General features: G+C 71.0%; 16 protein-coding genes. 10 read left to right on the plus strand and 6 right to left on the minus strand.

Annotation, left to right across the window (positions count from 1 at the left end):
• Nucleotides 1-45: 45 nt before the first annotated feature.
• From AFM16_RS11595 to AFM16_RS11610, 4 genes are all read left to right on the plus strand, one after another.
• Nucleotides 46-1,086, plus strand: a complete 1,041-nt coding sequence (locus AFM16_RS11595; protein WP_078633240.1) for an NAD-dependent epimerase/dehydratase family protein — start codon at nucleotides 46-48, stop codon at nucleotides 1,084-1,086.
• A 52-nt stretch (nucleotides 1,087-1,138) separates the two neighbouring features.
• Nucleotides 1,139-2,434 (plus strand): sensor histidine kinase, encoded by a 1,296-nt coding sequence (locus AFM16_RS11600; protein ID WP_078633241.1) that lies wholly within the window; start codon nucleotides 1,139-1,141, stop codon nucleotides 2,432-2,434.
• Nucleotides 2,419-3,075 (plus strand): LuxR C-terminal-related transcriptional regulator, encoded by a 657-nt coding sequence (locus AFM16_RS11605; protein ID WP_030794386.1) that lies wholly within the window; start codon nucleotides 2,419-2,421, stop codon nucleotides 3,073-3,075. The genes AFM16_RS11600 and AFM16_RS11605 overlap by 16 nt, the downstream gene beginning before the upstream one ends.
• 171 nt (nucleotides 3,076-3,246) lie before the next feature.
• On the plus strand, nucleotides 3,247-4,809 hold the full coding sequence (locus tag AFM16_RS11610) for a DUF1996 domain-containing protein (protein ID WP_078633242.1): 1,563 nt from the start codon (nucleotides 3,247-3,249) through the stop codon (nucleotides 4,807-4,809).
• Between the two features lie 92 nt (nucleotides 4,810-4,901).
• On the opposite strand, the gene AFM16_RS11615 is transcribed toward AFM16_RS11610, so the two are convergent.
• Nucleotides 4,902-5,348 carry a hypothetical protein gene (locus AFM16_RS11615; protein ID WP_030794375.1) on the minus strand — a complete coding sequence of 149 codons (447 nt, stop codon included), beginning with the start codon at nucleotides 5,346-5,348 and terminating at the stop codon, nucleotides 4,902-4,904.
• Between the two features lie 100 nt (nucleotides 5,349-5,448).
• Here AFM16_RS11615 and AFM16_RS11620 point away from each other — a divergent pair, with 100 nt between their 5' ends.
• The 5 genes from AFM16_RS11620 (at nucleotide 5,449) to AFM16_RS11640 (ending at nucleotide 10,713) form a co-directional block, all read left to right on the plus strand.
• Complete coding sequence (locus AFM16_RS11620) at nucleotides 5,449-5,949, plus strand: tetratricopeptide repeat protein (RefSeq protein ID WP_030794372.1); 501 nt, start codon at nucleotides 5,449-5,451, stop codon at nucleotides 5,947-5,949.
• 50 nt (nucleotides 5,950-5,999) lie between these two features.
• The gene (locus AFM16_RS11625; RefSeq protein ID WP_078633244.1) at nucleotides 6,000-7,931 is read left to right on the plus strand and encodes a hypothetical protein; all 1,932 of its coding nucleotides are present in this window, start codon (nucleotides 6,000-6,002) and stop codon (nucleotides 7,929-7,931) included.
• Nucleotides 7,932-8,030: 99 nt separating this feature from the next.
• Nucleotides 8,031-8,918: a metal-dependent hydrolase gene (locus AFM16_RS11630; protein WP_030794366.1), complete on the plus strand. Its 888-nt coding sequence runs from the start codon at nucleotides 8,031-8,033 to the stop codon at nucleotides 8,916-8,918.
• Nucleotides 8,918-9,940, plus strand: a complete 1,023-nt coding sequence (locus tag AFM16_RS11635; protein WP_030794364.1) for a PDR/VanB family oxidoreductase — start codon at nucleotides 8,918-8,920, stop codon at nucleotides 9,938-9,940. Before AFM16_RS11630 ends, AFM16_RS11635 begins: the two co-directional genes overlap by 1 nt.
• A 56-nt stretch (nucleotides 9,941-9,996) precedes the next feature.
• Nucleotides 9,997-10,713: a TetR/AcrR family transcriptional regulator gene (locus AFM16_RS11640; RefSeq protein ID WP_107419065.1), complete on the plus strand. Its 717-nt coding sequence runs from the start codon at nucleotides 9,997-9,999 to the stop codon at nucleotides 10,711-10,713.
• On the opposite strand, the gene AFM16_RS11645 is transcribed toward AFM16_RS11640, so the two are convergent.
• Nucleotides 10,714-11,076 (minus strand): 5-carboxymethyl-2-hydroxymuconate Delta-isomerase, encoded by a 363-nt coding sequence (locus AFM16_RS11645; protein WP_078633245.1) that lies wholly within the window; start codon nucleotides 11,074-11,076, stop codon nucleotides 10,714-10,716. It lies immediately after the preceding gene.
• A 150-nt stretch (nucleotides 11,077-11,226) separates the two neighbouring features.
• Nucleotides 11,227-16,632 carry a pullulanase-type alpha-1,6-glucosidase gene (gene pulA / locus AFM16_RS11650; protein ID WP_078633246.1) on the minus strand — a complete coding sequence of 1,802 codons (5,406 nt, stop codon included), beginning with the start codon at nucleotides 16,630-16,632 and terminating at the stop codon, nucleotides 11,227-11,229.
• Nucleotides 16,633-16,885: 253 nt separating this feature from the next.
• Here pulA and AFM16_RS11655 point away from each other — a divergent pair, with 253 nt between their 5' ends.
• Nucleotides 16,886-18,946 (plus strand): carbohydrate-binding module family 20 domain-containing protein, encoded by a 2,061-nt coding sequence (locus tag AFM16_RS11655; RefSeq protein ID WP_078633247.1) that lies wholly within the window; start codon nucleotides 16,886-16,888, stop codon nucleotides 18,944-18,946.
• A 13-nt stretch (nucleotides 18,947-18,959) separates the two neighbouring features.
• On the opposite strand, the gene AFM16_RS11660 is transcribed toward AFM16_RS11655, so the two are convergent.
• From AFM16_RS11660 to AFM16_RS11670, 3 genes are all read right to left on the minus strand, one after another.
• Nucleotides 18,960-20,339, minus strand: coding sequence for an alpha-amylase (locus AFM16_RS11660; protein WP_078633248.1), 1,380 nt, complete (start codon nucleotides 20,337-20,339; stop codon nucleotides 18,960-18,962).
• A 187-nt stretch (nucleotides 20,340-20,526) separates the two neighbouring features.
• Entirely contained in the window at nucleotides 20,527-22,221 is a 1,695-nt protein-coding gene (locus AFM16_RS11665; protein ID WP_078633249.1) for a glycoside hydrolase family 13 protein, read from the minus strand.
• A 171-nt stretch (nucleotides 22,222-22,392) separates the two neighbouring features.
• Entirely contained in the window at nucleotides 22,393-23,292 is a 900-nt protein-coding gene (locus tag AFM16_RS11670; RefSeq protein ID WP_030794347.1) for a sugar ABC transporter permease, read from the minus strand.
• Nucleotides 23,293-23,304 lie beyond the last annotated feature (12 nt).

The raw sequence follows: 23,304 nt of genomic DNA on the forward strand, positions 1-23,304 counted from the left end.
AGAGCACGGTTCCCTTCCGCGGCCCGGCCGGGCAGAGTCACCGGCATGAGACTTCTGGTGCTGGGCGGTACGGAGTTTGTGGGACGGGCCGTCGTCGAGACGGCCCTCGGGCGTGGCTGGGACGTCACGGTCCTGAACCGGGGACGGCACGCACCCGTCCCCGGAACCCGGACCCTGATCGGCGACCGGACCGCGCCCGAGGGCATCGACCTGCCCTCGGGGGCCGAGTGGGACGCGGTCGTGGACACCTGGTCGTCCGCGCCCCGGGCGGTGCACGAGGCGGCGCGGCTGCTGCGGGGCCGCGCCCGCCGGTACGTGTACGTGTCGAGCTGCTCGGTGTACGCCTGGGCCCCGCCCGCCGGGTACACCGAGGACGCGCCCCTGGTCGAGGGCGCGGCGCCGGACGCCGACGCGACCGACTACGCCCGCGACAAGCGGGGCGGCGAACTGGCCGCCGTCGACGTGTTCGGCGCGGAGCATTCCGTGCTCGTACGGGCCGGGCTGATCCTCGGCCCGTACGAGAACGTCGGCCGGCTGCCCTGGTGGCTCCACCGGATCGCCCGCGGCGGCCCGGTCCTCGCCCCCGGTCCGCGTGAACTGCCCCTCCAGTACATCGACGTCCGTGACCTCGCCGAGTGGATCCTCGGCGCGGTGGAGCGTGAGGTGAGCGGGCCGTTCAATCTGATCAGCCCCCAAGGACACGCCACCATGGGCGCGTTGCTGGAGGCGTGCGTGCGGGCCACCGGCGCGGACACGGCCGCCGGGGCCGAACTGCGCTGGACCGAGCCGGAGATCGTCCTCAAGGAGGGCATCGAGCCGTGGACCCAGCTCCCGGCCTGGGTGCCGCCGGGCAGCGATCTGCACGACGCGCTGCACTCGGCCGACGTGTCACGGGCCGTGGCGGCGGGGCTGTCCTGCCGTCCGGTCGAGGAGACCGTCGCCGACACCTGGCGCTGGCTGGAGTCCCTCGGCGGGGTCGCCCCGCAGCGCCCGGACCGTACGGTCAAGGGGCTGGACCCGGAGGTGGAGGCACGGGTGCTGGCCGGCACGCACAATGTCGGGGGTGTATCTGGCACCACCCCCTGACCGGGGGGTTCGGGCCAGTGCCCGGCCGCCGCCGGTCGGACAGACTGGCGGCATGAACACCGAGACGACCGACACGACCCGGCCGGGGACCATCGAGAACGGCGGCGGTTCACGGACCCGGGCCGTCGTGCTCGCCGCCGTGCAGGGGCTGGTGCTGGCGCTGGTGGTCCTGCCGTTCGCCGTGCTGGGCCTCGTACTGACCCTGCTCTCCCTGGCGTTGATCCCGCTCGGGATCGGCCTCGTCACCACCCCGGCGGTGCTCGCCCTGGTGCGCACCCTCGCCGCCACCCGCCGACGGCTCGCCGAGGAGTGGTGCGGGGTGCGGATACCGGTGGTGTACCGGCCGCTGACGCCGGGCGCCCGCCCCTGGACGCGCACCGTCGAGCTGCTCCGCGACCCGCAGACCTGGCGGGACGTGCGCTGGCTGCCGGTGGACATGACGGCGGGGTTCGTGACCGCGCTGCTGCCGGCCGTGCTGCTGCTCTACCCGGTGGAGGGGTTCGCGGTGGCGGCCGGGCTGTGGCGGGAACTGGCCGGCGACGGGACGTACTGGTACGGCTTCGTGCCGGTCAGCGACCAGCCGACCGCGCTGGGGGCGGGGGCGACCGCCGCGGTGCTGCTGGTGGCCGCCTACCGGCTCACCCCGGCGCTGCTGCTCCTCCACTTCCGGCTCACCCGCGCCCTGTTGGCCTCACCCGAAGGTGAACTGGCCGAGCGCGTGCGGGTGTTGACGGAGACGCGGCGGGACGCCGTGGACACCTCGGCCGCCGAACTGCGCCGTATCGAACGGGATCTGCACGACGGTGCGCAGGCCCGGCTGGTGGCGATGGGCATGGATCTCGGCACGGTCGAGGCGCTGGTCGACAAGGACCCGGAGCGCGCCAAGCTGTTGCTCGCGCAGACCCGCCGGGCCTCCGCCGAGGCGCTCGCCGAACTGCGGGACCTGGTGCGCGGGATCCACCCCCCGGTGCTGGCCGAACGCGGTCTGGGCGACGCGGTCCGGGCGCTGGCGCTCAGGCTGCCGGTGCCGACCGAGGTCGTGGTGGATCTGCCGGGCCGGGCCGAGGCCCCCGTGGAGTCGGCGGCCTACTTCGCGGTGAGCGAGATCCTCACCAACGCGGTCAAGCACTCCGGCGCCGGCCGGATCTGGGCCGATCTGCACCACGCGGACGGGCTGTTGCGGATCTCGGTCACCGACGACGGCCGGGGCGGCGCGGCGGTCGGGGCCGGCTCGGGACTGGCCGGGGTCGAACGGCGGCTGGGTACATTCGACGGCGTCCTGGCCGTCAGCTCCCCGGTGGGCGGCCCCACCATGGTGACCCTGGAGATTCCTTGCGTGTTGTCCTAGCCGAAGACCTGTTCCTGCTGCGGGACGGGCTGGTGCGACTGCTCGAGGCGTACGACTTCGAGATCGCCGCCGCCGTGGAGAGCGGGCCCGAGCTGGAGCGGGCGCTCGCCGAACTGGAGCCGGACGTCGCCGTGGTGGACGTCCGGCTCCCGCCGACGCACACGGACGAGGGCCTCCAGTGCGCGCTGAAGGCGCGCCGCGCCCGGCCCGGGCTGCCGGTGCTGGTCCTCTCCCAGCACGTCGAGCAGTTGTACGCGCGGGAGTTGCTCGCCGACGGCAGCGGCGGCGTCGGCTATCTGCTGAAGGACCGGGTGTTCGACGCGGAGCAGTTCGTGGACGCCGTACGGCGGGTCGCGGCGGGCGGGACGGCGATGGACCCCCAGGTGATCCAGCAGTTGCTGGCGCGGCGCTCCGGCGACGAACAGAGTCCTGTGAGCCGCCTCACACCTCGGGAGCGGGAGGTGCTCGAACTGATGGCGCAAGGCCGGTCGAACACCGCGATCGCCGGCAAACTGGTCGTCACCGAGCGGGCCGTCGCCAAACACACCGCGAACATTTTCGTGAAGCTGGGTTTGGAGGTCTCCGACGACGACAACCGCAGGGTACTGGCGGTGCTGGCCTATCTGGACCGTGATCGGTGACCACCCCAACTCACGTGAAGTGTGAGGCTGTTGGGGTTGTTTTGTCGTACGGGTCTCTCATCAATTCCTGAGTCCGCTGAACGCCTGTGACTCGACGTGCGTATGGGAGGGGGCAGCTTCACTCCTGTCGGGCGCCTCGATGCTGCCCCGCAAGGAAGTCAGAGGAGTTCCATGGGACGCAACACACGTAAACGCCGTTCGTCGATGGCCACCAAGGCCGTGGCAGCATCGGCGGCCCTAGCGCTCGGTGGGGGCGGGCTGATCTGGGCGAACTTCTACGCCTCGGCGCACGAGTCGAGGTCGGGACAGAACGCGACGAAGGCCGCCTCGGCGGGCTGGGTCGCCACCATCTCCTGCCCGGACGTGGGGCAGAAGCTGACCAATGTGCCGAGGCAGGCCCGCGACGAGGTCGGGGGTGAACTGGCCAATCTCGACAGCCAGATCACCGAGGCGTACCAGCGCCTCGCCACCACCCGGGACGCCCAGGCCAGAGATGCGAGCTTCGTCCAGAACAGCATCCTCGTGCCGCTCCAGCAGCGGCGGAAGGTCATCTTCGACCGCATCAGGCTGGAGGTCGGCCGGGCCGGCGGCACCACGCCCCAGAACCTGGACTCCCTGATCAACTGCACCGCCACCCCGGCCAACCAGACCAACGCGGGCGGCCAGAACAACAACAACGGCGGCCAGCAGAACAACGGCGGTCAGCAGAACAACAACGGTGGCCAGCAGAACAATGGCGGCCAGCAGAACGGCGGCCAGAACAACAACGGCGGCCAGCAGGGCGGCGGCGGTCAGGGCGGCAACGGCCCGGTCGCGGCGGACTTCGTGGACATCACCAAGGTCCAGGGCAACGCCCAGCTCGGCGTCGGCGCCAACGGTCTCGCGGCCAACGGCAACGGCGGTTCGCGCGGCACCTTCACCACGAAGTGCGGCACCAACGGCAACGACAACCACAACACGGACAACGTGATCGTGGCCCCCGGTGTCACCAACGGCGCCCACCACCTGCACGACTACGTCGGCAACCAGAACAACGACGCCTTCGCGAGCGACCAGGAACTGGCCGGGGCCCAGACCTCGTGCCAGAACCAGGGCGACAAGTCGTCGTACTTCTGGCCGGTGCTGCGTCTCCAGAACGGCACGCAGGACTTCGACCAGAACAACGACGGCGGCGGCAAGGAGGGCAACGTCGGCAAGATCCTCCAGCCGGCGCAGGCCCAGCTCAAGTTCGTCGGCAACAAGCGCGGCCCCGTCGTCGCGATGCCGACCGCGCTGCGCATCATCACCGGTGACGCCAAGGCGTTCGTCAACGGCAACGCCAACGCCAACGTGAACTGGAGCTGCACCGGCTTCGAGAACAGGGTGCAGCTCAAGGACAAGTACCCGATCTGCCCGCGCGGCAGCCAGGTGGTGCGCACGACCAACTTCCAGAGCTGCTGGGACGGTCAGAACATCGACAGCGCCAACCACCGTACGCACGTGGCGTTCGTCCAGGCGGACGGCACCTGCGCCAACGGCTTCAAGGCGATCCCCCAGCTCCAGGTCCGGCTGGTCTACAACGTCCCGGCCCCCAGGATCCAGAACGGCACGGTCGTGAACCCCTACGCGGTCGACTCGTTCCCGGAGAACCTGCACAAGCCGATCACCGACCACAACGACTTCATCAACTTCTTCTCCACGAACACGATGAACAAGCTGGTCAACTGCATCAACTCCGGCAGGCGCTGCCAGTGACGGCCTGACCGGCCCCACGAAAGGAGGCCGGCGGTGAGGAATCCTCACCGCCGGCCTCTTCGTTGTCGTGACGGCCGGTGCTCAGAGCACGCTCAGTGCCCGGAGTGCGTGGCGCCCCCGGCCGAGCCGCCCGCCCCGTGTCCGGAGTGGTCGATGCCCTCCTCGAGGTCACCGCCGAGCGTCTCGCGCAGCGCGGTCACCGTGCTGGTCTCGCCGACGGCCACCCACTTGCGGCCGACCAGGTAGTGGCCGCCGTAGTCCTTGGCGCCGTTGATCCACTCGCGCTGGCCGCGGTCGGTGGCGAACGTCGCCAGGATGAACTTGCCGTCGCCGTTCTTGCAGATGGCCTGGCGGATCTCGTCCGCGTCGGTCTGCATGTTCGGGGTGCACTTGACCTCGGCGGCCAGGTGCTCCAGGCTGCCGGTCGCCGTCTCGGGCACCGCTTTCTCCTTCGAACCCCCGTCGGAGCCGCCGCAACCGGTCAGCGCCAGCGCCGCCACGGCGGCCGCCGCCACGAGCATCGGTCGGGTCACCTTCATCTGTCCTCCCTGCGAGAGCCTCGTCCTGGATACGGCTCCCGGGCGCGGTCCGCTCAAAATACCGGTGCCCCCGCCCGCGCACCCGTGCGAAGGTGACCCGGTGAACGACGACTGGGAAGACCGCGTGACCGCCGCCTGGGCGACCTTCGACACATATCCGCCCGAGCGGGCGGCCGACTTCCGGGCCGTCGTCGACACGCTCGTCGCCGAACTCCCGCCGGACAGCCCGCTGGGCCCCTTCGAGCGGGCCTGCGCCTGGGACTCGACCGGCCACTCCGACCGGGCGGTCCCGCTGTACCGGGAGGCCCTGGCCCGGGGTCTGTCCGGGTACAAGGGCCGGCGGGCGAGGATCCAGCTCGCCAGCTCCCTGCGCAACACCGGCCTGGCCGAGGAGGGCGTCGCGCTGCTGACCCCCGAGCTGGACGGCCCGTCCGACGAACTCGACGACGCCGTACGCGCCACCCTGGCGCTGTGTCTGTCGAGCCTGGGCCGCGACCGCGAAGGACTGGCGCTGGTGCTGGGCGCGCTGGCCCCTCATCTGCCGCGCTACCAGCGGTCGATGGCCAACTACGCCCGCGCGCTGACCGACCCGGTGGGGTGATTCACCCGGCCGGCGGGTGACCATCCACCGTCCGGCTCGTTGCGCTGGACGTGCAGCCACAGGATGTCGCCCAGCGCCCGCGCCCCGCCCACGGTCCCGCCGCCGGCCGGATCGTCGACGTCGAGCAGGCCGAGGCCGCGCTCGTCGAGCACTACCCGCGCCTCGTCCGGCTCGCCTACCTGGTGCTCCCGCCGGGACTCGGCCGGGGCCGCCGCGTCCTGACCGCGCACGCCCTCGCCCAGCGCGCCCTGCCCCGCGGCCGCGCCTCCGCCCCGGTCATCCCGGCCCAGTCCACCGGCCGCGACGGCGACCCCGGGTACGCCTACGTCCGCCTCCAGGTGGTCCGTTCCGCGCTGGAGGCGGGACGGCCGCTGCGGCCCACGGCCTGGCCCAGGCGCGCCCAACTGCCGCCGCTGCTCCCCCAGGTGTGGGGCCTGCGGCTGTTCCCGCGTCCGGGCGGCGCCGACGAACTCGCCCTGGACCAGCACCTGTCCACCCTGGCCGGACCGGCCCGCGCCGCCTATGTGCTGCGCGGTCTGGAGAAGCTGCCCGACGGCGAGGTCCGCAAGGTGCTGACCGAGGCCGGCGTCAAGAACGTCGGCGCCGCGCTGAACGAGGCCGACGCGGTCCCGGCCGCCCGGTATGCGCTCCTCGACTCCCCCGAGTTCGATGCCTGCACGCTCCAGGCCCGGCCCACCGATCTGATGCGCCGCCGCCGGCACATCAGGGCGGCGCTCGCCGCCGCGGCCGCGCTCGCCGTGTGCGGCGCCCTGGTCGCGCTGCCCGGCGACGGCTGGGGACCCGACGGCGCGGCGGCCCCGGCGTACGCGCAGAACCCGGCCGCCGAGGCCGCGCTCGACCCCGGCCGGCTGATCAAGGTCTCCCCCAGCGCCTGGAAGACCTCCCCGCGCCTCGACTTCTCCGTCTGGCCCGCCCGCGGCGCCCTCACCGGCGACACCGCGCTGCTGCGCCGCGCCCTCGCCGTCTGGGCCCGCCCCGGCGAGACGGTCCGGGTCTCCGCGACCCCCGAGACCCCGTCCGGCGGCCCCGCGGGCCCGCCCCACCTGCTGTACGCGGGCGAGGTCGACACCGCGCGCGTGGTGATCCTCTACGACGGTCTGCGCATCGCCCGCTACGCCGAGCCGAAGGACGGCACGGCCGGGGCGGCGCTGGACTTCGCGCGGGTCGACGGCGCGACCCGCGCCGAGTCGGGGGCGCTGGTCCTTGGCCGGGCCGACGGCAACGTCCGTTATCTCACCGCGCCCTGGATCACCTCGGCCGGTGAGCGGGACCTGTCCAAGCCGGGCGCCGGGGTGATGGACCTGACGCTGACCGACGGCATCACCTCGCCGCAGGCCAGCCCCGCCACCCGCACCGGCACCTGCACGACGTGGAACGTCCTCCAGGTCACCGACGCCGACGGCAGCCAGCTCCTGACCGACCTCGGGGAACTCGTCCCGGCCCGGCTCACCACCGGCAGGCCGTCCTCCACCAAGCGCGCGACGGGCGCCGAGGCGCTGAGCACCTGGGCGCCGTTCGCCTGCTCGTTGGCCGATGTGCGCGGGCAGGGCGTGCGGACGGTCAATGCCTGGGCGTACGCGCGGCAGTCGCTGCCCGACGGCAGCGGGGCGGCCTCCTGGGTGTGCACCCGGGCGGAGACCTGGCGGGGCGACGGCAGCAGGGTGCTGGCCCAGTTCCGTACGCCGGGCGGACTGTTCGGGGCGGCCGTGGCGAAGGCCGGGGACGTGCCGGCCTGCGGTCCGCGCGCACCGCATGTGCTCGCCGGGGTGCTGTGGAAGTCGCAGGGCGGCACCTGGTACCTGCTGGCCGCCGGTGACCGCGGGACCCGGTCGGTGCGGGCGAGCGGCGGGGTGAGCGGCTCGGCGCAGGGCAATCTGCTGACCGTGAAGGCCGAGCAGGGCGCCGAGGCGAGCCTGAAGGGGACGCTGGCGGACGGCACGACGGTCGACGGCCTCGGCTGATCCGCACTGATCCGCGCTGATCCGCACTGATCCCCGCTGATCCCCGTTGATCCGTGCACAGGGCTTCACCACGGGCTTACCCATCAGTACATTGACAGCATGTCTAACAAGCAGGACCGGATACCGCTCAAGGCCCGCAAGGTGTCCTTCTCCTGGGACGGCACCCCGCTGCACTGGGTCCCCGGTGATCCGTTCACCACGCACACCATCAACGTGCTGCATCTGCTGCTGCCGGCCGGCGAGCGCTGGTTCGTGCACGTCTACCGGCAGGTGCTGCCGTTCATCCGGGACGAGCGGCTGCGCGAGGACGTCATCGGGTTCATCGGCCAGGAGGCCATGCACTCCCAGGCCCATGACGAGGTGCTGCCGCACCTCAAGGAGCAGGGGCTCGATCCGACGCCGTACACCGCGCAGGTCGACTGGCTCTTCGAGAAGCTGCTCGGCGACCGCACGCTGCCGCCGGGGCGGGCGCGGCGCTGGTGGCTGAAGGAGCGGGTGGCGCTGATCGCGGCCATCGAGCACTACACCGCCTTCCTGGGCGACTGGGTGCTCAACGCCGACGAGCTGGACCGCCGGGGCGCCGATCCGACCATGCTGGACCTGCTGCGCTGGCACGGCGCGGAGGAGGTCGAGCACCGCTCGGTCGCCTTCGACCTGTTCATGCACCTCGACGGCGACTACCGGCGCCGGGTGCGCACCTGGGCCGTGGCGTTCGGGGCGCTGCTCTTCCTGTGGCAGCGCGGGGCGCGCTTCTTCATGGCGAACGACCCGACGCTGGTCGACGGCAGGGCGCGCTTCCGCGACTTCTACCTGCGGGGCCGGCGGGGCACGCTGCCCGCGACCGGTGCGCTGCTGAAGTCCGTCCCGCGCTATCTGAGCCGGGACTACCACCCCTCGCAGGAGGGTTCGACGGAGCAGGCGGTGGCGTATCTGGCGTCCTCGCCCGCGGCACTGGCCGCCGAGAAGGCCGAGAAGGGGGTCCTGTGATGCCGAGGCCGATGACCGTGGTGGCCGTCGCCGGTGCGGCCTGGCTGGTGCGGCGGGCGCTGCGGCGCCGGATCGAGGGCTCGCCGCTGTGGCCGATGCCCGCGCTGGCGGAGCCGGTGTCCGGGCGGCCCCGTTCGCGGGCGCTGCGGCTGCGGGTGGCCGCGCGCGAGACCGCGGCCGACGGGGTCGTACGGCTGCGGCTCGAAGGGCGGGACCTGCCGCGCTGGGAGCCGGGGGCGCACATCGACGTGGTGCTGCCGTCGGGGCTGGTGCGGCAGTACTCGCTGTGCGGGGACCCGGCGGACACCGGGTCGTACACGATCGCGGCCCGGCTGGTGGCGGACGGGCGGGGCGGTTCGCGGGAGGTGCACGAGAAGCTGCTGGAGGGCACGGAGATCGAGGTCCGGGGGCCGCGGAACCGGTTCCCGCTGGTCGCCGCGCCGTCGTACGTGTTCGTCGCGGGCGGCATCGGGATCACGCCGGTCCTGCCGATGCTGCGGGCGCTGCCCGAGGGCGCCGACTGGCGGCTGGTGTACGCGGGCCGGACGCGCGCCTCGATGCCGTTCCTGGCGGAGATCGAGGCGTTCGGCGGGGAGCGGGTGACCGTGGTGGAGGGGCGCCCGGACGCCGACGTGCTGCCGGCGGATCTGCCCGAGGGGACGGCGGTGTACTGCTGCGGCCCCGAGGGGCTGATGGCGGCGGTGGCCGAGCGGTTCCCGGCCGTGCGGATCGAGCGGTTCGGGGCGCGGGCGGCGGCCGGTGGCGCCTTCGAGGTCGAACTGCGGCGCACCGGGCGGGTGGTGACGGTCCCGGCGGACTCGTCGGTGCTGTCCGCGGTCCGTGCCGAGCTGCCGGGCACGCTCTACTCCTGCGAGCAGGGCTTCTGCGGGACGTGCCAGCAGCGGGTCCTGGAGGGCGAAGTGGACCACCGCGACGAGCTGTTGACCGACGACGAACGCGGCGACTCGATGCTCATCTGTGTGTCGCGGGCGCACACCGAGCGGCTGGTGCTCGACATGTGAACGCCCCTGGCCGGTCCGGGCCGATCGCGGCCTGAATCGATCGGTAAGGTGTTCGTATGACAACCGGGGTTCGCCGCAGAATGGGAGTCGAGGAGCGGCGGCAGCAGTTGATCGGCGTCGCCCTCGAACTCTTCGCCCAGCGCTCGCCCGACGAGGTGTCCATCGACGAGATAGCGGCGGCCGCCGGTATCTCGCGGCCCCTCGTCTACCACTACTTCCCCGGCAAGATCAGCCTGTACGAGGCCGCGTTGAAACGCGCCTCGGAGGACCTCGCGAGCCGGTTCGTGGAGCCCCACGAAGGGCCGCTGGGCGCCCGGTTGCTGCGGGTGATGGGCCGCTACTTCGACTTCGTCGACGAGCACGGCCCCGGTTTCTCCGCGCTGATGCGCGGCGGGCCGGCCGTGTCGGTCGGCGGGGTCGACTCGATGAGCCATGTCTCGACCACCAACGCCCTCATCGACTCGGTGCGCCAGGCCGCCTACGAGCAGATCCTGTCGCACCTGGGCATCGCCGACCCGCCCGCCCGGCTGGATCTGGTGGTGCGCTCGTGGATCTCGCTCGCCGAGTCGACGGCGCTGATCTGGCTGGACGGGCGGCGCATCCCGCGCGAGGAGCTGGAGGTGCAGCTCGTGCGGGACTTCGCCGCGCTGATGGCGGTGAGCGCCGCCTACGACACCGAGACGCGGGCGCTGCTGCGGCCCGTGCTCGACGGTGAGCCGGCCGGCGGGCCGTTCGGGGACCTGGCGGCCCGGCTCATCGCGCTCGTGTCCTGATCAGCGCTCGAACTTGCGGTAGGACGGGTCGAGATCGCGGATCTCGGCGGAGGCGTGCAGCACGATCCCGTCGTCCTTCACCTGCGTGCGCAGCAGTTCCAGGACGGCCTCGATGAGCTTCTCCTTGGTCGCGTCGGTGCGGCCGGCGAGCAGTCCGAGGGTCACGTGCACGATCGCGTGCCGGCCCTCCTCGGGGTCCTCGTAGCCGTACGCCGTGAAGTCGGCCGCGCGGAACAGGGTCTTGCAGGCTTCCGGCCTGGCGGCCGCGATCTCGACGACGGCGGTGTGCAGCGCCCGTGCGAAGGCGCCCCGGTCGAGGGCGGCGCTCAGCTCGGCCGAGTGGTCGACGGTGATCTGCGGCATGGGGGCACTCCTGTGGCGGGTGGTCCGGTGTCGGGGGTGGTCCGGGGAGTTCACCTTAGGCGCGCCTGCCACCGTCACAGAAACAGCGGAAACAGGAGGAGGGGGCGGCCCCGACCGGGACCGCCCCCTCCCTTTGTTGCCCAGCCCCTGTCAGGAGGTCCGGGAGAACACCGCGACCGTACGGGCCGGGACGTCGAACGTGCCCGACTTCTTCTCGTAGGACGCGGACTTGACGGTGGCGTCCGTGCCCGCCGCCTGCACCGGGTGCAGTCGGTAGCCGGTACCGGCCGCGGCGGCCACGCGCTGGCGCTGCGCGTCGGGCGTCGCGTTGAACACGACGACCAGGTCACCGAGGCGCATGGTGATCACGCCGGGGGTCTCGTCCTTGCCCGACAGCGGGAAGGAGAGCGCCGACTGCACCCGCGCGGCCGTGCCGAGCGAGAACGCCTGCTCCGTCGTACGGATCTTGAGCAGGTCGCGGTAGGCGGCCGAGGCCCCGGTGATCTGCGGGCAGCCCACGTTGACGGTGGTCAGCAGGGGCTTGGCGTACGGCCACTTGTCGGCGTTGTCGGCGGCCGGCGGGAGACCGGCGCCGAAGCCGTTGCCGGCCGCGCAGTTCCAGTGGATGGCGTTGAACCAGTCGCCGCTGTCGTAGGAGTTGCGGTCCAGCGACTTGGAGCGGAGCAGGTCGCTGCCCGCCTGGGAGAGCGCCGGGCCTTGCGAGAGGGCGGCCGTGGCCATCGCGAGGACCTGCATCCGCGCCCGGTCGGCGGCCGAGGTGTCCTTCGGCAGCTTGAAGGCGAGGGCGTCGAACAGCGACTCGTTGTCGTGCGCGTCGGCGTAGGCGAGGGCGTCGCCCGGGACCGCCGCGTAGCCGGCGGGCTGGCCGTTGTAGTCGACCTGGGCGCCGGTGACCTCCTTGCCGTCGGTGTCGGTGAAGCGGTATCCGGCCAGGTTGCCGGAGAGCCCGACCTTGATGAGGTCCTGGTAGTGCAGCAGCCGGGACTTCTGCTCGGCCGGAGTGCCGTTCTCCGTCGAGGTGTTGGGGTCGGTGTAGAGGCCGGAGGCGAAGCCCTGGACGCCGGGGTCGGAGTCGAAGGGGCCGCCGCCGCGCACCGCGTCACGGGCGCGGTCGGAGAAGGTGGCGACGCCGGTGCCGGCCATGTTCTTCTGGGTGGCCTGCGTGAAGCGGGCGTCGTCGGCTACCTCGCCGAAGTTCCAGCCCTCGCCGTACAGGATGATCTTCTTGCCGTCCACGCCGTCCTTGGCCACGGTCAGCGCGTCCAGGGCCTTGCGGACGGCCACGATGTTGGCCTTGGGGTGGTGGCCCATCAGGTCGAAGCGGAAGCCGTCGACCTTGTACTCCTTGGCCCAGGTGACGACCGAGTCGACGACCAGCTTGCCCATCATCGCGTTCTCGGTCGCGGTGTTGGCGCAGCAGGTGCTGTTGGCGACCGAGCCGTCGGCCAGGAGCCGCTGGTAGTAGCCGGGGACGATCCGGTCCAGGACGCTGGTGTCGGCCTGGCCGCTGGCCGCCGTGTGGTTGTAGACGACGTCCATGACGACCCGCAGGCCGTCCTCGTTCAGCGCCTTGACCATCCGGCGGAACTCGACCGTGCGGCGGGTGCCGTTGGGGTCGGTGGCGTAGGAGCCCTCCGGGACCGTGTAGTGGTACGGGTCGTAGCCCCAGTTGTAGGCGTCCTTGGCGGCGGCCGCGGCCACGCACTCCTGCTGCTTGTCGGAGTCGGCCGGGTAGGAGGCGAGGTCGCAGGCGGGGGCCGTCTGGTCGGCCTTGCGCTCGGGGATGGTGGCGATGTCGAAGACCGGCAGCAGGTGCACGTAGGAGGTGCCGGCCTTCGCCAGGTCCCGCAGGTGGGTGGAGCCGGCGCTCTTCTTGTCGGTGAACGCCAGGTAGGTGCCCCGGTCGCCCTTAGGGGTCGTCGGGTCGGCGACCGAGAAGTCCCGGACGTGCAGCTCCTGGATCTGGGCGTCCTTGAGCGGTACGGCCTTGGGCTTGGTGTACGACGTCCAGCCCTTCGGGGCCAGCGACTTGTCGGCGAGGTCGACGACGAGGCTGCGCTTGGAGTCGGTGGTCAGGGCGACCGAGTAGGGGTCGGTGACCTTGTTGGTCACGACCTTGCGGACGCTGGGCGCCCAGACCGTGACGACGTACCGGTAGGACTTGCCCTTCCAGGACGCGGGGCCGGTGACGGACCAGACGCCGGTGGCGTCGTCGCGCTTCATCCGCACGGTGAGGCCGTCCAGTTCCAGGGCGACGTTCTGCGCGGTCGGCGCCCAGACGGACAGCGTGGGACGGCCCTTGCTGAACACCGGCCCGAGGTCCGCCTTGGCGGCGCGGGCGTACAGGTCGTCCAGGACGCCGGCGATCTGGACGCCGGTCGCCGCGAGGACGGCGCCGTTGGCGGCGCGCTGGGAGGCGACGAGCTGGCCGCCGAGCGCCTCGCGGACGCGGTCGCGGTCACGCGGGTCGACGGACCAGGCGGTGTAGCCCTTCAGGTGCGGGAACTTCGCCTTCTGGGCGTCGCTCAGGGTGGTCTTGGACAGCCGCAGCCAGCGCTCGTCCTTGCCGGTCAGCGCGCCGTTGTCGACGGCGATCGAGCCGGTTCTGCTGTAGACGAGCTGGGTGGAGGCGGCGGCGTCGGAGCCGTTCCAGGCGACGGTGTTGCGGTCGATCCAGACCGCCTTGGAGGTGGTCAGGTCGAGGGCGGCGGCGGAGCCGGCCGGCTGCGGCAGCAGGTACTTCTCCTGGCCGCCGAGCAGCCACACCTCGTTGCCGTTGGCCCGCAGGTCCAGCGACTGGTCGCTCGGGAGGTCCTTCTCGTCGCCCTTGTGGACGATGTAGCTGAGGCTGGTGGCGCCCTCGGCGAGCGGCACCTCGAAGACGGCGCCGTAGGCGTCGGTCCGCACGGGCTTCAGCGGGTTCGACCAGTCGGTGGGCTGGGCGGCGCCGGTCCAGGTGTGCAGGCCCCAGCCGTCGTAGTTCCCGTCGGCGCGGTGGTAGTGCAGGACGGCCTTGGTCTTGTCCTGCGCCGGGTAGTCGGGCCGCTCGGTGCGGACGTCGGCCTCGCCCTGCTCGATCCAGACCTCGCCGGTGCGGGTCACGTCGATCGTGCGGTCGGCGGAGACGTCCTTGTTGCCCTGCTTGTCGATGACGAGGAAGCCGACGGAGGAGGCGCCGGGCTTGAGCTTGACGTAGGCGAAGGCGCCGTAAGCGTCCCGGCCGGTGAAGGGGTGGCTGTCCGGCCAGTTCGTGGCCTCGCCGTCGGCGATGTCGCCCCAGGCGTACAGGCCCCAGTCGTCGTAGTCGCCGTCCTTGCGCTGGTAGTGGACGACCGCGTAGTCGCGCGAGGAGGCGGTGGGCACCTCTTCGGCGGGCGGGGTGCCGGTGGTGGACGTGGCGAGCGCGCTCGCGGTGCGGCCGGCGGAGTCGATCACGACCGCCTTGTAGCGCAGCGCGGTGCCGGCCGGTACGTCCTCGCCGACGGTCTGCGTGACCTTGTAGGGGGCGTGGTCGGCGGAGCCGAGGGTCTTCCACGTGCCGTTGCCGACCTGTGCGGCGAAGACCACGCGGTTGAGGCCGCCGCCGGAGACGTCGGCGCCGATCTCGACGGTGCCGGTGGCGCCGGCGGCCGGGGCCTTCAGCGTGATCGCCGGCTTGGTGGCGGGCTTGGCGGGCTTGGCGGCGGCCTTGAGGACGACGGAGGAGCCGGCCGGGACGGTGACGGTGAGCTTCTTGTCGGCGCCGCTCCTGAGGGAGGCGTCGGTGCCGTAGATGCCCCGGTAGGTCATGCCTGCCGAACCGGCCGCGAAGGTCGCGGTCTTGGCGGTGCCGGCGTTGTTGAAGGCGACGACGTACTCGGTGCCGGTCTTCGCGTCGGTGCGGGAGACGGCGTAGATTCCGGCGCCGTCGGCCGCGTAGCGCTCGGTCTGGATGCCGTCGGCGAGCGCCGGGTCGGCCTTGCGGAGCTTGGCCAGGGCGCTGATCTGCCGGTAGAGCGGGGCGCTCGTGTCGTAGGCGTCACGGGCGTGGGTGCGGTCGGTGCCGATCTGGTCGTCGTCGAGGTAGTCGGCGGTGCGGGAGGCGAACAGGGTCTGGCGGGCGTCCTTGTCGCCGCCGGAGCCGGTGAAGCCCTGCTCGTCGCCGTAGTAGACGACCGGGTTGCCGCGGTTGAGGAACATCAGCTCGTTGGCGAGCTTGTCCTTGGCGAGGAGTTCGGCGTCGGTGGCCTTGGGGTTGTCCTGGTTCAGGAAGTACCCGATGCGGCCCATGTCGTGGTTGCCGAGGAAGGTGACCTGCTCGTACGCGTTGGCCTTGTCGGTCGTGTACTTGTAGTCGTCACCGAAGACCCGGGACAGCGTCTGGGCGCTGCCGCCCTGGGAGGCGTACTGGCGGGCCGCCTCCTGGAAGGGGAAGTCGAGGGTGGCGTCGAGGCGGCCCTGGGTGACGTAGGGGGAGGTGACGGCGGTGTCGGCGGAGTAGACCTCGCCGAACATGAAGAAGTCGTCACGGCCCTTCTTGGCGGCGTAGGCGTCGAGGGCGGTGGCCCACTGGGTCCAGAACGCCATGTCGACGTGCTTGACGGTGTCGATCCGGAAGCCGTCGATGTCGAAGTCGCGCACCCAGCGCTGGTAGATCTTCTCCATCCCGGTGACGACCTCGGGCCGCTCGGTCCACAGGTCGTCGAGGCCGGAGAAGTCGCCCTGCTCGCTGCTCTCGCCGGCGAAGGTGGAGTCGCCGCGGTTGTGGTACATCGTCGGGTCGTTGAGCCAGGAGGGCACCTTGGACCGCGCGGTGGTCGTGGGGGTGCGCGGGAAGGAGTCGGTGTCGACGGCGGGGAACCGCTTCGCGCCGGACGCGTAGTCGGCGTCGTCGAAGGGCTCGCCGTTCTTCGTCAGATAGGGGAAGGCGCCCTTGGAGAGGTAGTCGTAGGACTTCTCCTGGTAGTCGACGACGTCGGCGGTGTGGTTGGTGATGACGTCGAAGAAGACCTTCATGCCCTTGGCGTGCGCCTTGGAGATGAGGGTCTCCAGGTCCTTGTTGGTGCCGAAGTGCGGGTCGACCTGGGTGAAGTCGGTGATCCAGTAGCCGTGGTAGCCGGCCGAGGCGTTGTCGCCGGTGCCCTGGACCGGCCGGTTCTTGAAGATCGGGGCCATCCAGATGGCGGTGGTGCCCAGGCCCTTGATGTAGTCGAGGCGCTGGGTCAGACCCTTGAGGTCGCCGCCCTGGTAGAAGCCCTTGTCGGCGGGGTCGTAGCCGGTGCTGAGCCGGGAGCCGGTCAGGCCGCCGCGGTCGTTGCGCTGGTCGCCGTTGGCGAAACGGTCCGGCAGGACGAAGTAGAACTGCTCGCGGGTGGCGTCGTGCCGGGCGGGCGCGGCGGCGAGCTTGGCGTCCGACGGCGCCGGTGGCGGCGCGGCGGCGCCCGCGGCCAGGGGCTGGACGAGGGCCGCGGCGAGCGCGGCGACGGTGACGGTCGCGACCCGTCCGGCATGAGCGCTGCGGCGGCGCGTCGAGGGCGCCGCCCATCTCGGTATCACAGGCGTGAACTCCTTGCGATTACGGCTCTTCTGGGTCCGACCCCTGCGCCGCGGCGTGGCCTGATCGGCTTCGTTGCCGGGCGCCCCGCGCGACCGTATCGCTAACGAAAGCTTTACAGCAAGAGGCTTGAAACCGACGGAAAGAACTTTCACCCGAGTCCTTGACGCCCTCTTCTCAACTCCCCCACTCTCACGGGTAGTTGAAGGCCGAACACTGCACCTCTCCCGCACTGCAAACGTTTCGGAGCCGCACATGAGAACTCGACGACCTCCGGGTGCCGTCCGCCGTACGGCCGGTGCCGTGGCAGCCGCCGCGCTGGCCCTCGCCGGGGCGATCGCCCTGCCCGCCGCCCCGGCCCGCGCGGACGCCACGGCCTCGGGCGATGTGATCGCCAACCTCTGGGAGTACAACTGGAACTCGGTCGCGGCCGAGTGCGAGAACGTCCTCGGTCCGAACGGCTACGGCGCGGTCTGGGTCGCCCCGCCGTCCGAGTCCCTCAAGCAGTCGAACTTCTTCTGGTGGGACGTCTACCAGCCCTACTCGTACGCGCTGAACGGCCGGTTCGGGACCGCCGCCCAGTTCGCGGACATGATCGGCGCCTGCCATGACGCGGGCGTCAAGGTCTACACCGACGCGGTGATCAACCACACCGCCGCCCAGACCGGCACCGGATACGCCGGCACGGCCCTGACGAACAAGTACGACACCCCCGACTGGGACCCCGGGGACTACCACACCTCGGCGCAGTGCAACGACTCCGACCTGATCATCGACGACTGGTCGAATCTGTCCGAGATCCAGAACTGCGAACTGCTGGGCCTGCCCGACCTCAAGACCGAGGACGACCACGTCCGCTCCGGCATCGCGGCCTACCTCAACGCGCAGATCGCCCTCGGTGTCGACGGCTTCCGGGTCGACGCCGCCAAGCACATGCCCGTCGCCGACCTGAACGCGATCCGCGCGAAGCTGCACACCACCACCTCGGGCGCGGAGCCGTACGTCTTCCAGGAGGTGTACCCGGGCGCGACCCCGGCCGCCTCCGACTACTACGCCTCCGGTGACGTGCTGGACTTCACCTACGCGAGCCGGCTGAAGTCCGCCTTCCAGGGCAACGTCTCGGACCTCGCGTCCCTGCCCTCCTCCGGGGTGCTGACCCCGGCGAACTCGGTGTCCTTCGTGACCAATCACGACACCGAGCGCAACGGTCTGCACCTGAGCTACAAGGACGGCGACGCCTACCGGCTCGCCAACCTCTTCCAGCTCGCCTACCAGTGGTCGACGCCGACCGTGTACTCCGGCTTCGAGTTCTCCTCCTCCGACCAGGCCCCGCCGCACTCCGGCGGCTTCGTCACGGACACCACCTGCGGCTCCGGCTGGTACTGCCTCCAGCGCGACACCGCCGTCACCGGCCTGGTGAAGTGGCACAACGCGGTCGGCTCGGCGGCGGTCACGAACTGGTCGACCAAGTCGTCCCAGGTCATCGGCTTCGGCCGGGGCACCGCCGGCTACTTCGCGCTCAACAACGGCTCCGCCGCGGCGACGTACACCTTCGCCACCGGGATGGCCGACGGCACCTACGCCAATGTCGTCGACAACGGCGCCACCACGGTCACGGTGTCCGGCGGCAACGCCACCCTCACGCTCCCGGCGAAGGGCGCGATCGCCTTCCACGACGGCGCGTTCACCCCCTGCGACACCTCCTGCGAGAACCCGGACGACGGCACCTCCACGGTGACGGCGACCTTCCAGGCGTACGCCCCGACCCCGTCCGGCACCACCGTCCACGTCGTCGGCTCGATCGCCGCGCTGGGTGGCTGGGACACCGCCAAGGCCGTCCCGCTGTCGTCCTCGGGCTACCCGCTCTGGTCGGGGACGGCGAGCGTCCCGGCCGGCACGGCCTTCACCTACAAGTTCATCAAGAAGGACTCCGCGGGGAACGTGACCTGGGAGTCCGGCGCCGACCGGACCGCCACGAGCGGCACGTCGGCGCTCACGCTCCAGGGCTCCTGGAACGTGGCGAACGCGACCGATGTGACCTTCAACGCCACCGCGACGACCGACTGGGGCACGAACGTCTACGTCGTCGGCTCGATCGCCTCCCTGGGCTCCTGGAACCCGGCCGACGCGATCCCGCTCTCCTCGGCGTCCTACCCCGTCTGGAGCAGGACGGTGATCGTCCCGAAGAACACGTCGTTCGAGTACAAGTACATCAAGAAGAACGCGTCCGGGAACGTGACCTGGGAGTCCGGCACGAACCGCACGTACACGACGGGCGGTTCGTCCGGCTACAGCGCGAACGACACCTGGAAGTAGCGCAGATGGCCGTTCAGCAGCTCGACTTGCCCGCGTAGATCGCCAGGGCCGTGTTCGCGGCGAGGGTGGCGGTGAACTGTCCGCCGGAGTTCACCGTCACCGTCGTGTTGTTCTGGACGTTGCAGTACGTGCCCGCCGGGAGCGAGGTCTGGTAGGTGCGGTTCAGGGACGACGTCTCGTGGTTGATCGCGACGTAGCCCTTGGTGCCGCGGCCGAAGGCGATCGCGTCGCCCCCGTTGTCCCACCAGTTCGTCACCGCCTGGCCCCGGGTCGCGTTGCGGAAGCCGACCATGCGCAGGATCTCGGGCCAGGCGTGCTGGCACTTCCAGCCGTTCTGCCAACAGGCGCTCACCGCACCGCCGTTGGGCGGACCGGCGTCGATGTCGGACCACTCGTAGCCGGAGTTGACGTCCGGGGCGCCGTAGGGGTGGGCCAGCATGAAGACGTTGGCCAGCGTGTAGTTCGCGCCGTCCTTGTAGTTGAGGGTGGAGCCGTTGCGCTCGGTGTCGTGGTTGTCGACGAAGACACCGGCGACCGAGCTGCTCATGTACCCCCAGCCCTCGCCGTAGTTCTTCAGGTAGGCGAGGTTCTCGTTGTTGAAGACCCGCTTGAGGTCGTAGGCGTACCGGAACTCCTGCACGTCGCCGTTGCCCGTGTACTCGGTGGGCTGGACGGCCTCGCCGGCGCCGTAGATGGCCTCCTGCTTCCAGTACACGCCCGGCTTGGTGAGCCGTGACTTGATGTTGGCGAGGTCGGCGGTGTCGATGTGCTTGGCCGCGTCGATCCGGAAGCCGTCGACGCCCAGGGTCAGCAGGTCGTTCATGTATCCGGCGATGGTCTTGCGGACGTAGTCCTCACCGGTGTCCAGGTCGGCCAGGCCGACGAGTTCGCAGTGCTGGACGTTCCAGCGGTCGGCGTAGTTGGTGATCTGCGCCGTGCAGTCGTCGAAGTCGAAGGACGAGTACAGGCCGGGGTAGGTGTACTTCGTGTACGACGAGCCGCCGGTCCCGGTGCCGTTCGCGGCCGCCATGTGGTTGATGACGGTGTCGACGACGACCTTCACACCGGCCGTGTGGCAGGTGTTCACCATGTTCTGGAAGGCCGTGCGGTCGCCGAGCCGTCCGGCGATCTTGTAGCTGACGGGCTGGTAGGAGGTCCACCACTGCCCGCCCTGTATGTGCTCGGCCGGTGGGGAGACCTGGACATATCCGTAGCCGGCCGGGCCGAGGGTGTTGGTGCACTCGCGGGCGACCGAGGCGAAGTTCCACTCGAAGAGGACGGCGGTGACGTCCTTGGTGCCGGGCGGGGAGGCGTACGAGACACCGGGTGCCATCAGGACGGCCGTCGTGGCGGAGAGCGCGACGGCGCCCGAAACGATTCTCTTGCGTGCCATGTGTGGGGTTTCCTTCGTCGTTGAAGGCTCTTGCTGAAATCTTTCAGAAACCTTGCGGTGGCGTGATGTTAAGGGCGCGTGACCGAAAACGGCACCGTGAGGTTGTGAAGGATTCGCAAGAAGTTACCCCGGGCATGCGGAAGGGGCCGCCGTTCCCCCAAGAACGGCGACCCCTCGTGACGATCGGTCAGGCCGTGGTGAACCAGACCGTGGTGTCGGCCGGAAGCTTCGCCTCGCCGTCCACCTCCGCGACCTCACCGCTGGCGAGCAGGACCCGGCCGTACGCCGGGATCCGGGCCGACTCGCCCGAGGTGTTCGCGACGCACACGAACTCGCCGCGCCGGAAGGCCAGGACGCCCTCCGGAGCCTTCAGCCACTCCACCGCGTCGCCCGCGCCCAGGTCGGGCTGGGAGCGGCGCAGTCGCAGCGCCGCGCGGTACAGCTCCAGGGTCGAGCCCTCGACGCCGTCCTGCGCCTCCACGCTCAGTTCGGCCCAGCTCGCCGGCTGCGGCAGCCAGCTTCCGCCGTCGCCGAAGCCGTACGACGAACCCTCGCGGGTCCACGGGATCGGCACCCGGCAGCCGTCGCGGAAGCCGTCCTGGCCCGCGCCGCGGAAGTACGCCGGGTCCTGGCGCACCTCGTCGGGCAGGTCGACGACGTCCGGCAGACCGAGTTCCTCGCCCTGGTAGACGTAGGCCGAGCCGGGCAGGGCGAGCATCAGCAGGGTGGCGGCGCGGGCCCGGCGCAGGCCGAGTGCGACGTCGCCCGCGGTGCGGATCTGGGTGCCGAGGCCGGCCGGGTTGGCGAAGCGGGTGGCGTGCCGGGTGACGTCGTGGTTGGACAGCACCCAGGTCGCGGGCGCGTTCACCGGGCGCATCGCCTCCAGGGTGCGGTCGACGACCGCGCGCAGCTCCTCGGCGTCCCACGCGGTGCCCAGGTACTGGAAGTTGAACGCCTGGTGCAGCTCGTCGGGGCGGACGTAGTTGGCGGTGCGCTCGACGGTGGGGGTCCACGCCTCGGCGACGAAGATGCGCTCGCCGGAGTACTCGTCGAGGATGAGCCGCCACTGGCGGTAGATGTCGTGGACGCCGTCCTGGTCGAAGAACGGCATGACATCGTTGCCCAGCAGTTTGAGCTGTTCGTGGGAGCCGAGGTCGGGCAGACCGGGCGCCTTGACCAGGCCGTGGGCCACGTCGATGCGGAAGCCGTCGACGCCCATGTCCAGCCAGAAGCGCAGGATGGAGCGGAACTCGTCGCCGACCGCCGGGTGTTCCCAATTGAAGTCGGGCTGCTCGGGGGCGAAGAGGTGCAGGTACCACTCGCCGGGGGTGCCGTCGGGCTCGGTGACCCGGGTCCAGGCGGGGCCGCCGAAGATGGACTCCCAGTCGTTGGGCGGGAGTTCGCCGTCGTCGCCCTTGCCGGGGCGGAAGTGGTAGCGCTCCCGGAGCGGCGAGCCGGGGCCGTCGGCGAGCGCCCGCTTGAACCACTCGTGCTGGTCGGAGGAGTGGTTGGGGACGAGGTCGACGATGATCCGCAGGCCCAGTTCGCGGGCGTCGCGGATCAGGGCGTCGGCGTCCAGCAGGTTGCCGAACATGGGGTCGACGGCCCGGTAGTCGGCGACGTCGTAGCCGGCGTCGGCCTGCGGGGAGGCGTAGAAGGGGCTGAGCCACACGGCGTCCACGCCCAGGTCCCGGAGGTAGGGGAGTCTGGAGCGCACGCCTTCCAGGTCGCCCATGCCGTCGCCGTTGCTGTCGGCGAAGCTGCGCGGATAGACCTGGTAGATCACCGCGTCCCGCCACCAGTCGCGCCGCTTGGCGACGGTGGCGACGGCCGACGCGGAGGTGGGGGTCGGGGCCGGGGCTGCGGAGTGCTGCTGGCTCATGGCGTCCTTGATACGTGACGAGGTGGTGTTCGGGGGCTGTCGGGTGGGGCCGGGCTCATGGGGTCCGGAGGGGAGTGACGAGGCGGCCGCGGGCCGGCGGGGTCGGATGGACCCGCGGCCGCCACCCGCGCGGTCAGGCGCGCGGGAGTCGTTGTCACCGGATCACCGGGGTCACCCCTTGGTGCCGCCGGCGGTGAGTCCGGTGACCAGGTTCTTCTGCACGAGGTAGAAGAACGCCGAGACCGGTATGGCGATGAGCACCGCCGTGGCGGCCATCAGGTTGCGCTGGGCGTCGTGCTCGCTGACGAAGCTCTGGAGGCCGACGGCGAGCGTGTACTTCTGGTCGTCCAGCAGGAACGTGGTGGCGAAGGCGACCTCACCGAAGGCGGTGATGAAGCTGTAGAACGCGGCGACCGCGAGGCCCGGCTTGGCGAGCGGCAGGATCAGCCGCGCGAAGGTGCCGAAGGGGGTGAGGCCGTCGACGCGTCCGGCCTCGTCGATCTCGAACGGGATGGTGTCGAAGTAGCCCTTGAGCAGCCAGGCGCAGTACGGCACCGCGGTCGAGCAGTAGACGAGGATCAGGCCGAAGTAGGTGTCGATGAGCTGGAGCTCCGACAGGATCTGGTACATCGGCACGATGAGGACGGCGATCGGGAACATCTGGGTGACCAGCAGCACCCACATGAACTTCCGGTAGCCCGGGAAGCGCATACGGGAGACCGCGTAGCCGGTGGTCGCGGCGATCAGTACGCCGATGACCGTGGTGCCCAGCGAGACGATCAGCGAACTCTTCAGCCAGTCGAAGAAGTTCGTGTTCTGGAGGACGAACGCGTAGTTGTCGAACGTCATCTTGGACCAGATGCGTCCGGGGTGGAGGTAGTCGTCCTTGTCGGGGCCGAGGGAGAGGTAGACCAGCCAGGCGATCGGGAACAGCGCGATCAGGCTGGCGACGCTCAGCAGGCCGTGGGAGGCGAGGGCGGTGGCCAGGCCGCGCCGGCCCTTGCTCTTGCGGGGGCCGGCGGTGCCGGGCTCGGTCACTGCGGCGGAGGTCTCGACGGTGCTCGTACTCATGGGAACTCCTGC

This window comes from Streptomyces antibioticus (assembly GCF_002019855.1).
Taxonomy (GTDB): domain Bacteria; phylum Actinomycetota; class Actinomycetes; order Streptomycetales; family Streptomycetaceae; genus Streptomyces; species Streptomyces antibioticus_B.

Coding starts and splice junctions, on each gene's coding strand:
- AFM16_RS11600 (WP_078633241.1), top strand. CDS start 1,139: ATGAACACCGAGACGACCGACACGACCCGGCCGGGGACCATCGAGAAC.
- AFM16_RS11610 (WP_078633242.1), top strand. CDS start 3,247: ATGGGACGCAACACACGTAAACGCCGTTCGTCGATGGCCACCAAGGCC.
- AFM16_RS11655 (WP_078633247.1), top strand. CDS start 16,886: ATGAGAACTCGACGACCTCCGGGTGCCGTCCGCCGTACGGCCGGTGCC.
- AFM16_RS11615 (WP_030794375.1), bottom strand. CDS start 5,348: ATGAAGGTGACCCGACCGATGCTCGTGGCGGCGGCCGCCGTGGCGGCG.
- AFM16_RS11660 (WP_078633248.1), bottom strand. CDS start 20,339: ATGGCACGCAAGAGAATCGTTTCGGGCGCCGTCGCGCTCTCCGCCACG.
- AFM16_RS11645 (WP_078633245.1), bottom strand. CDS start 11,076: ATGCCGCAGATCACCGTCGACCACTCGGCCGAGCTGAGCGCCGCCCTC.
- AFM16_RS11630 (WP_030794366.1), top strand. CDS start 8,031: ATGTCTAACAAGCAGGACCGGATACCGCTCAAGGCCCGCAAGGTGTCC.
- AFM16_RS11640 (WP_107419065.1), top strand. CDS start 9,997: ATGACAACCGGGGTTCGCCGCAGAATGGGAGTCGAGGAGCGGCGGCAG.
- AFM16_RS11635 (WP_030794364.1), top strand. CDS start 8,918: ATGCCGAGGCCGATGACCGTGGTGGCCGTCGCCGGTGCGGCCTGGCTG.
- AFM16_RS11665 (WP_078633249.1), bottom strand. CDS start 22,221: ATGAGCCAGCAGCACTCCGCAGCCCCGGCCCCGACCCCCACCTCCGCG.
- AFM16_RS11595 (WP_078633240.1), top strand. CDS start 46: ATGAGACTTCTGGTGCTGGGCGGTACGGAGTTTGTGGGACGGGCCGTC.
- AFM16_RS11670 (WP_030794347.1), bottom strand. CDS start 23,292: ATGAGTACGAGCACCGTCGAGACCTCCGCCGCAGTGACCGAGCCCGGC.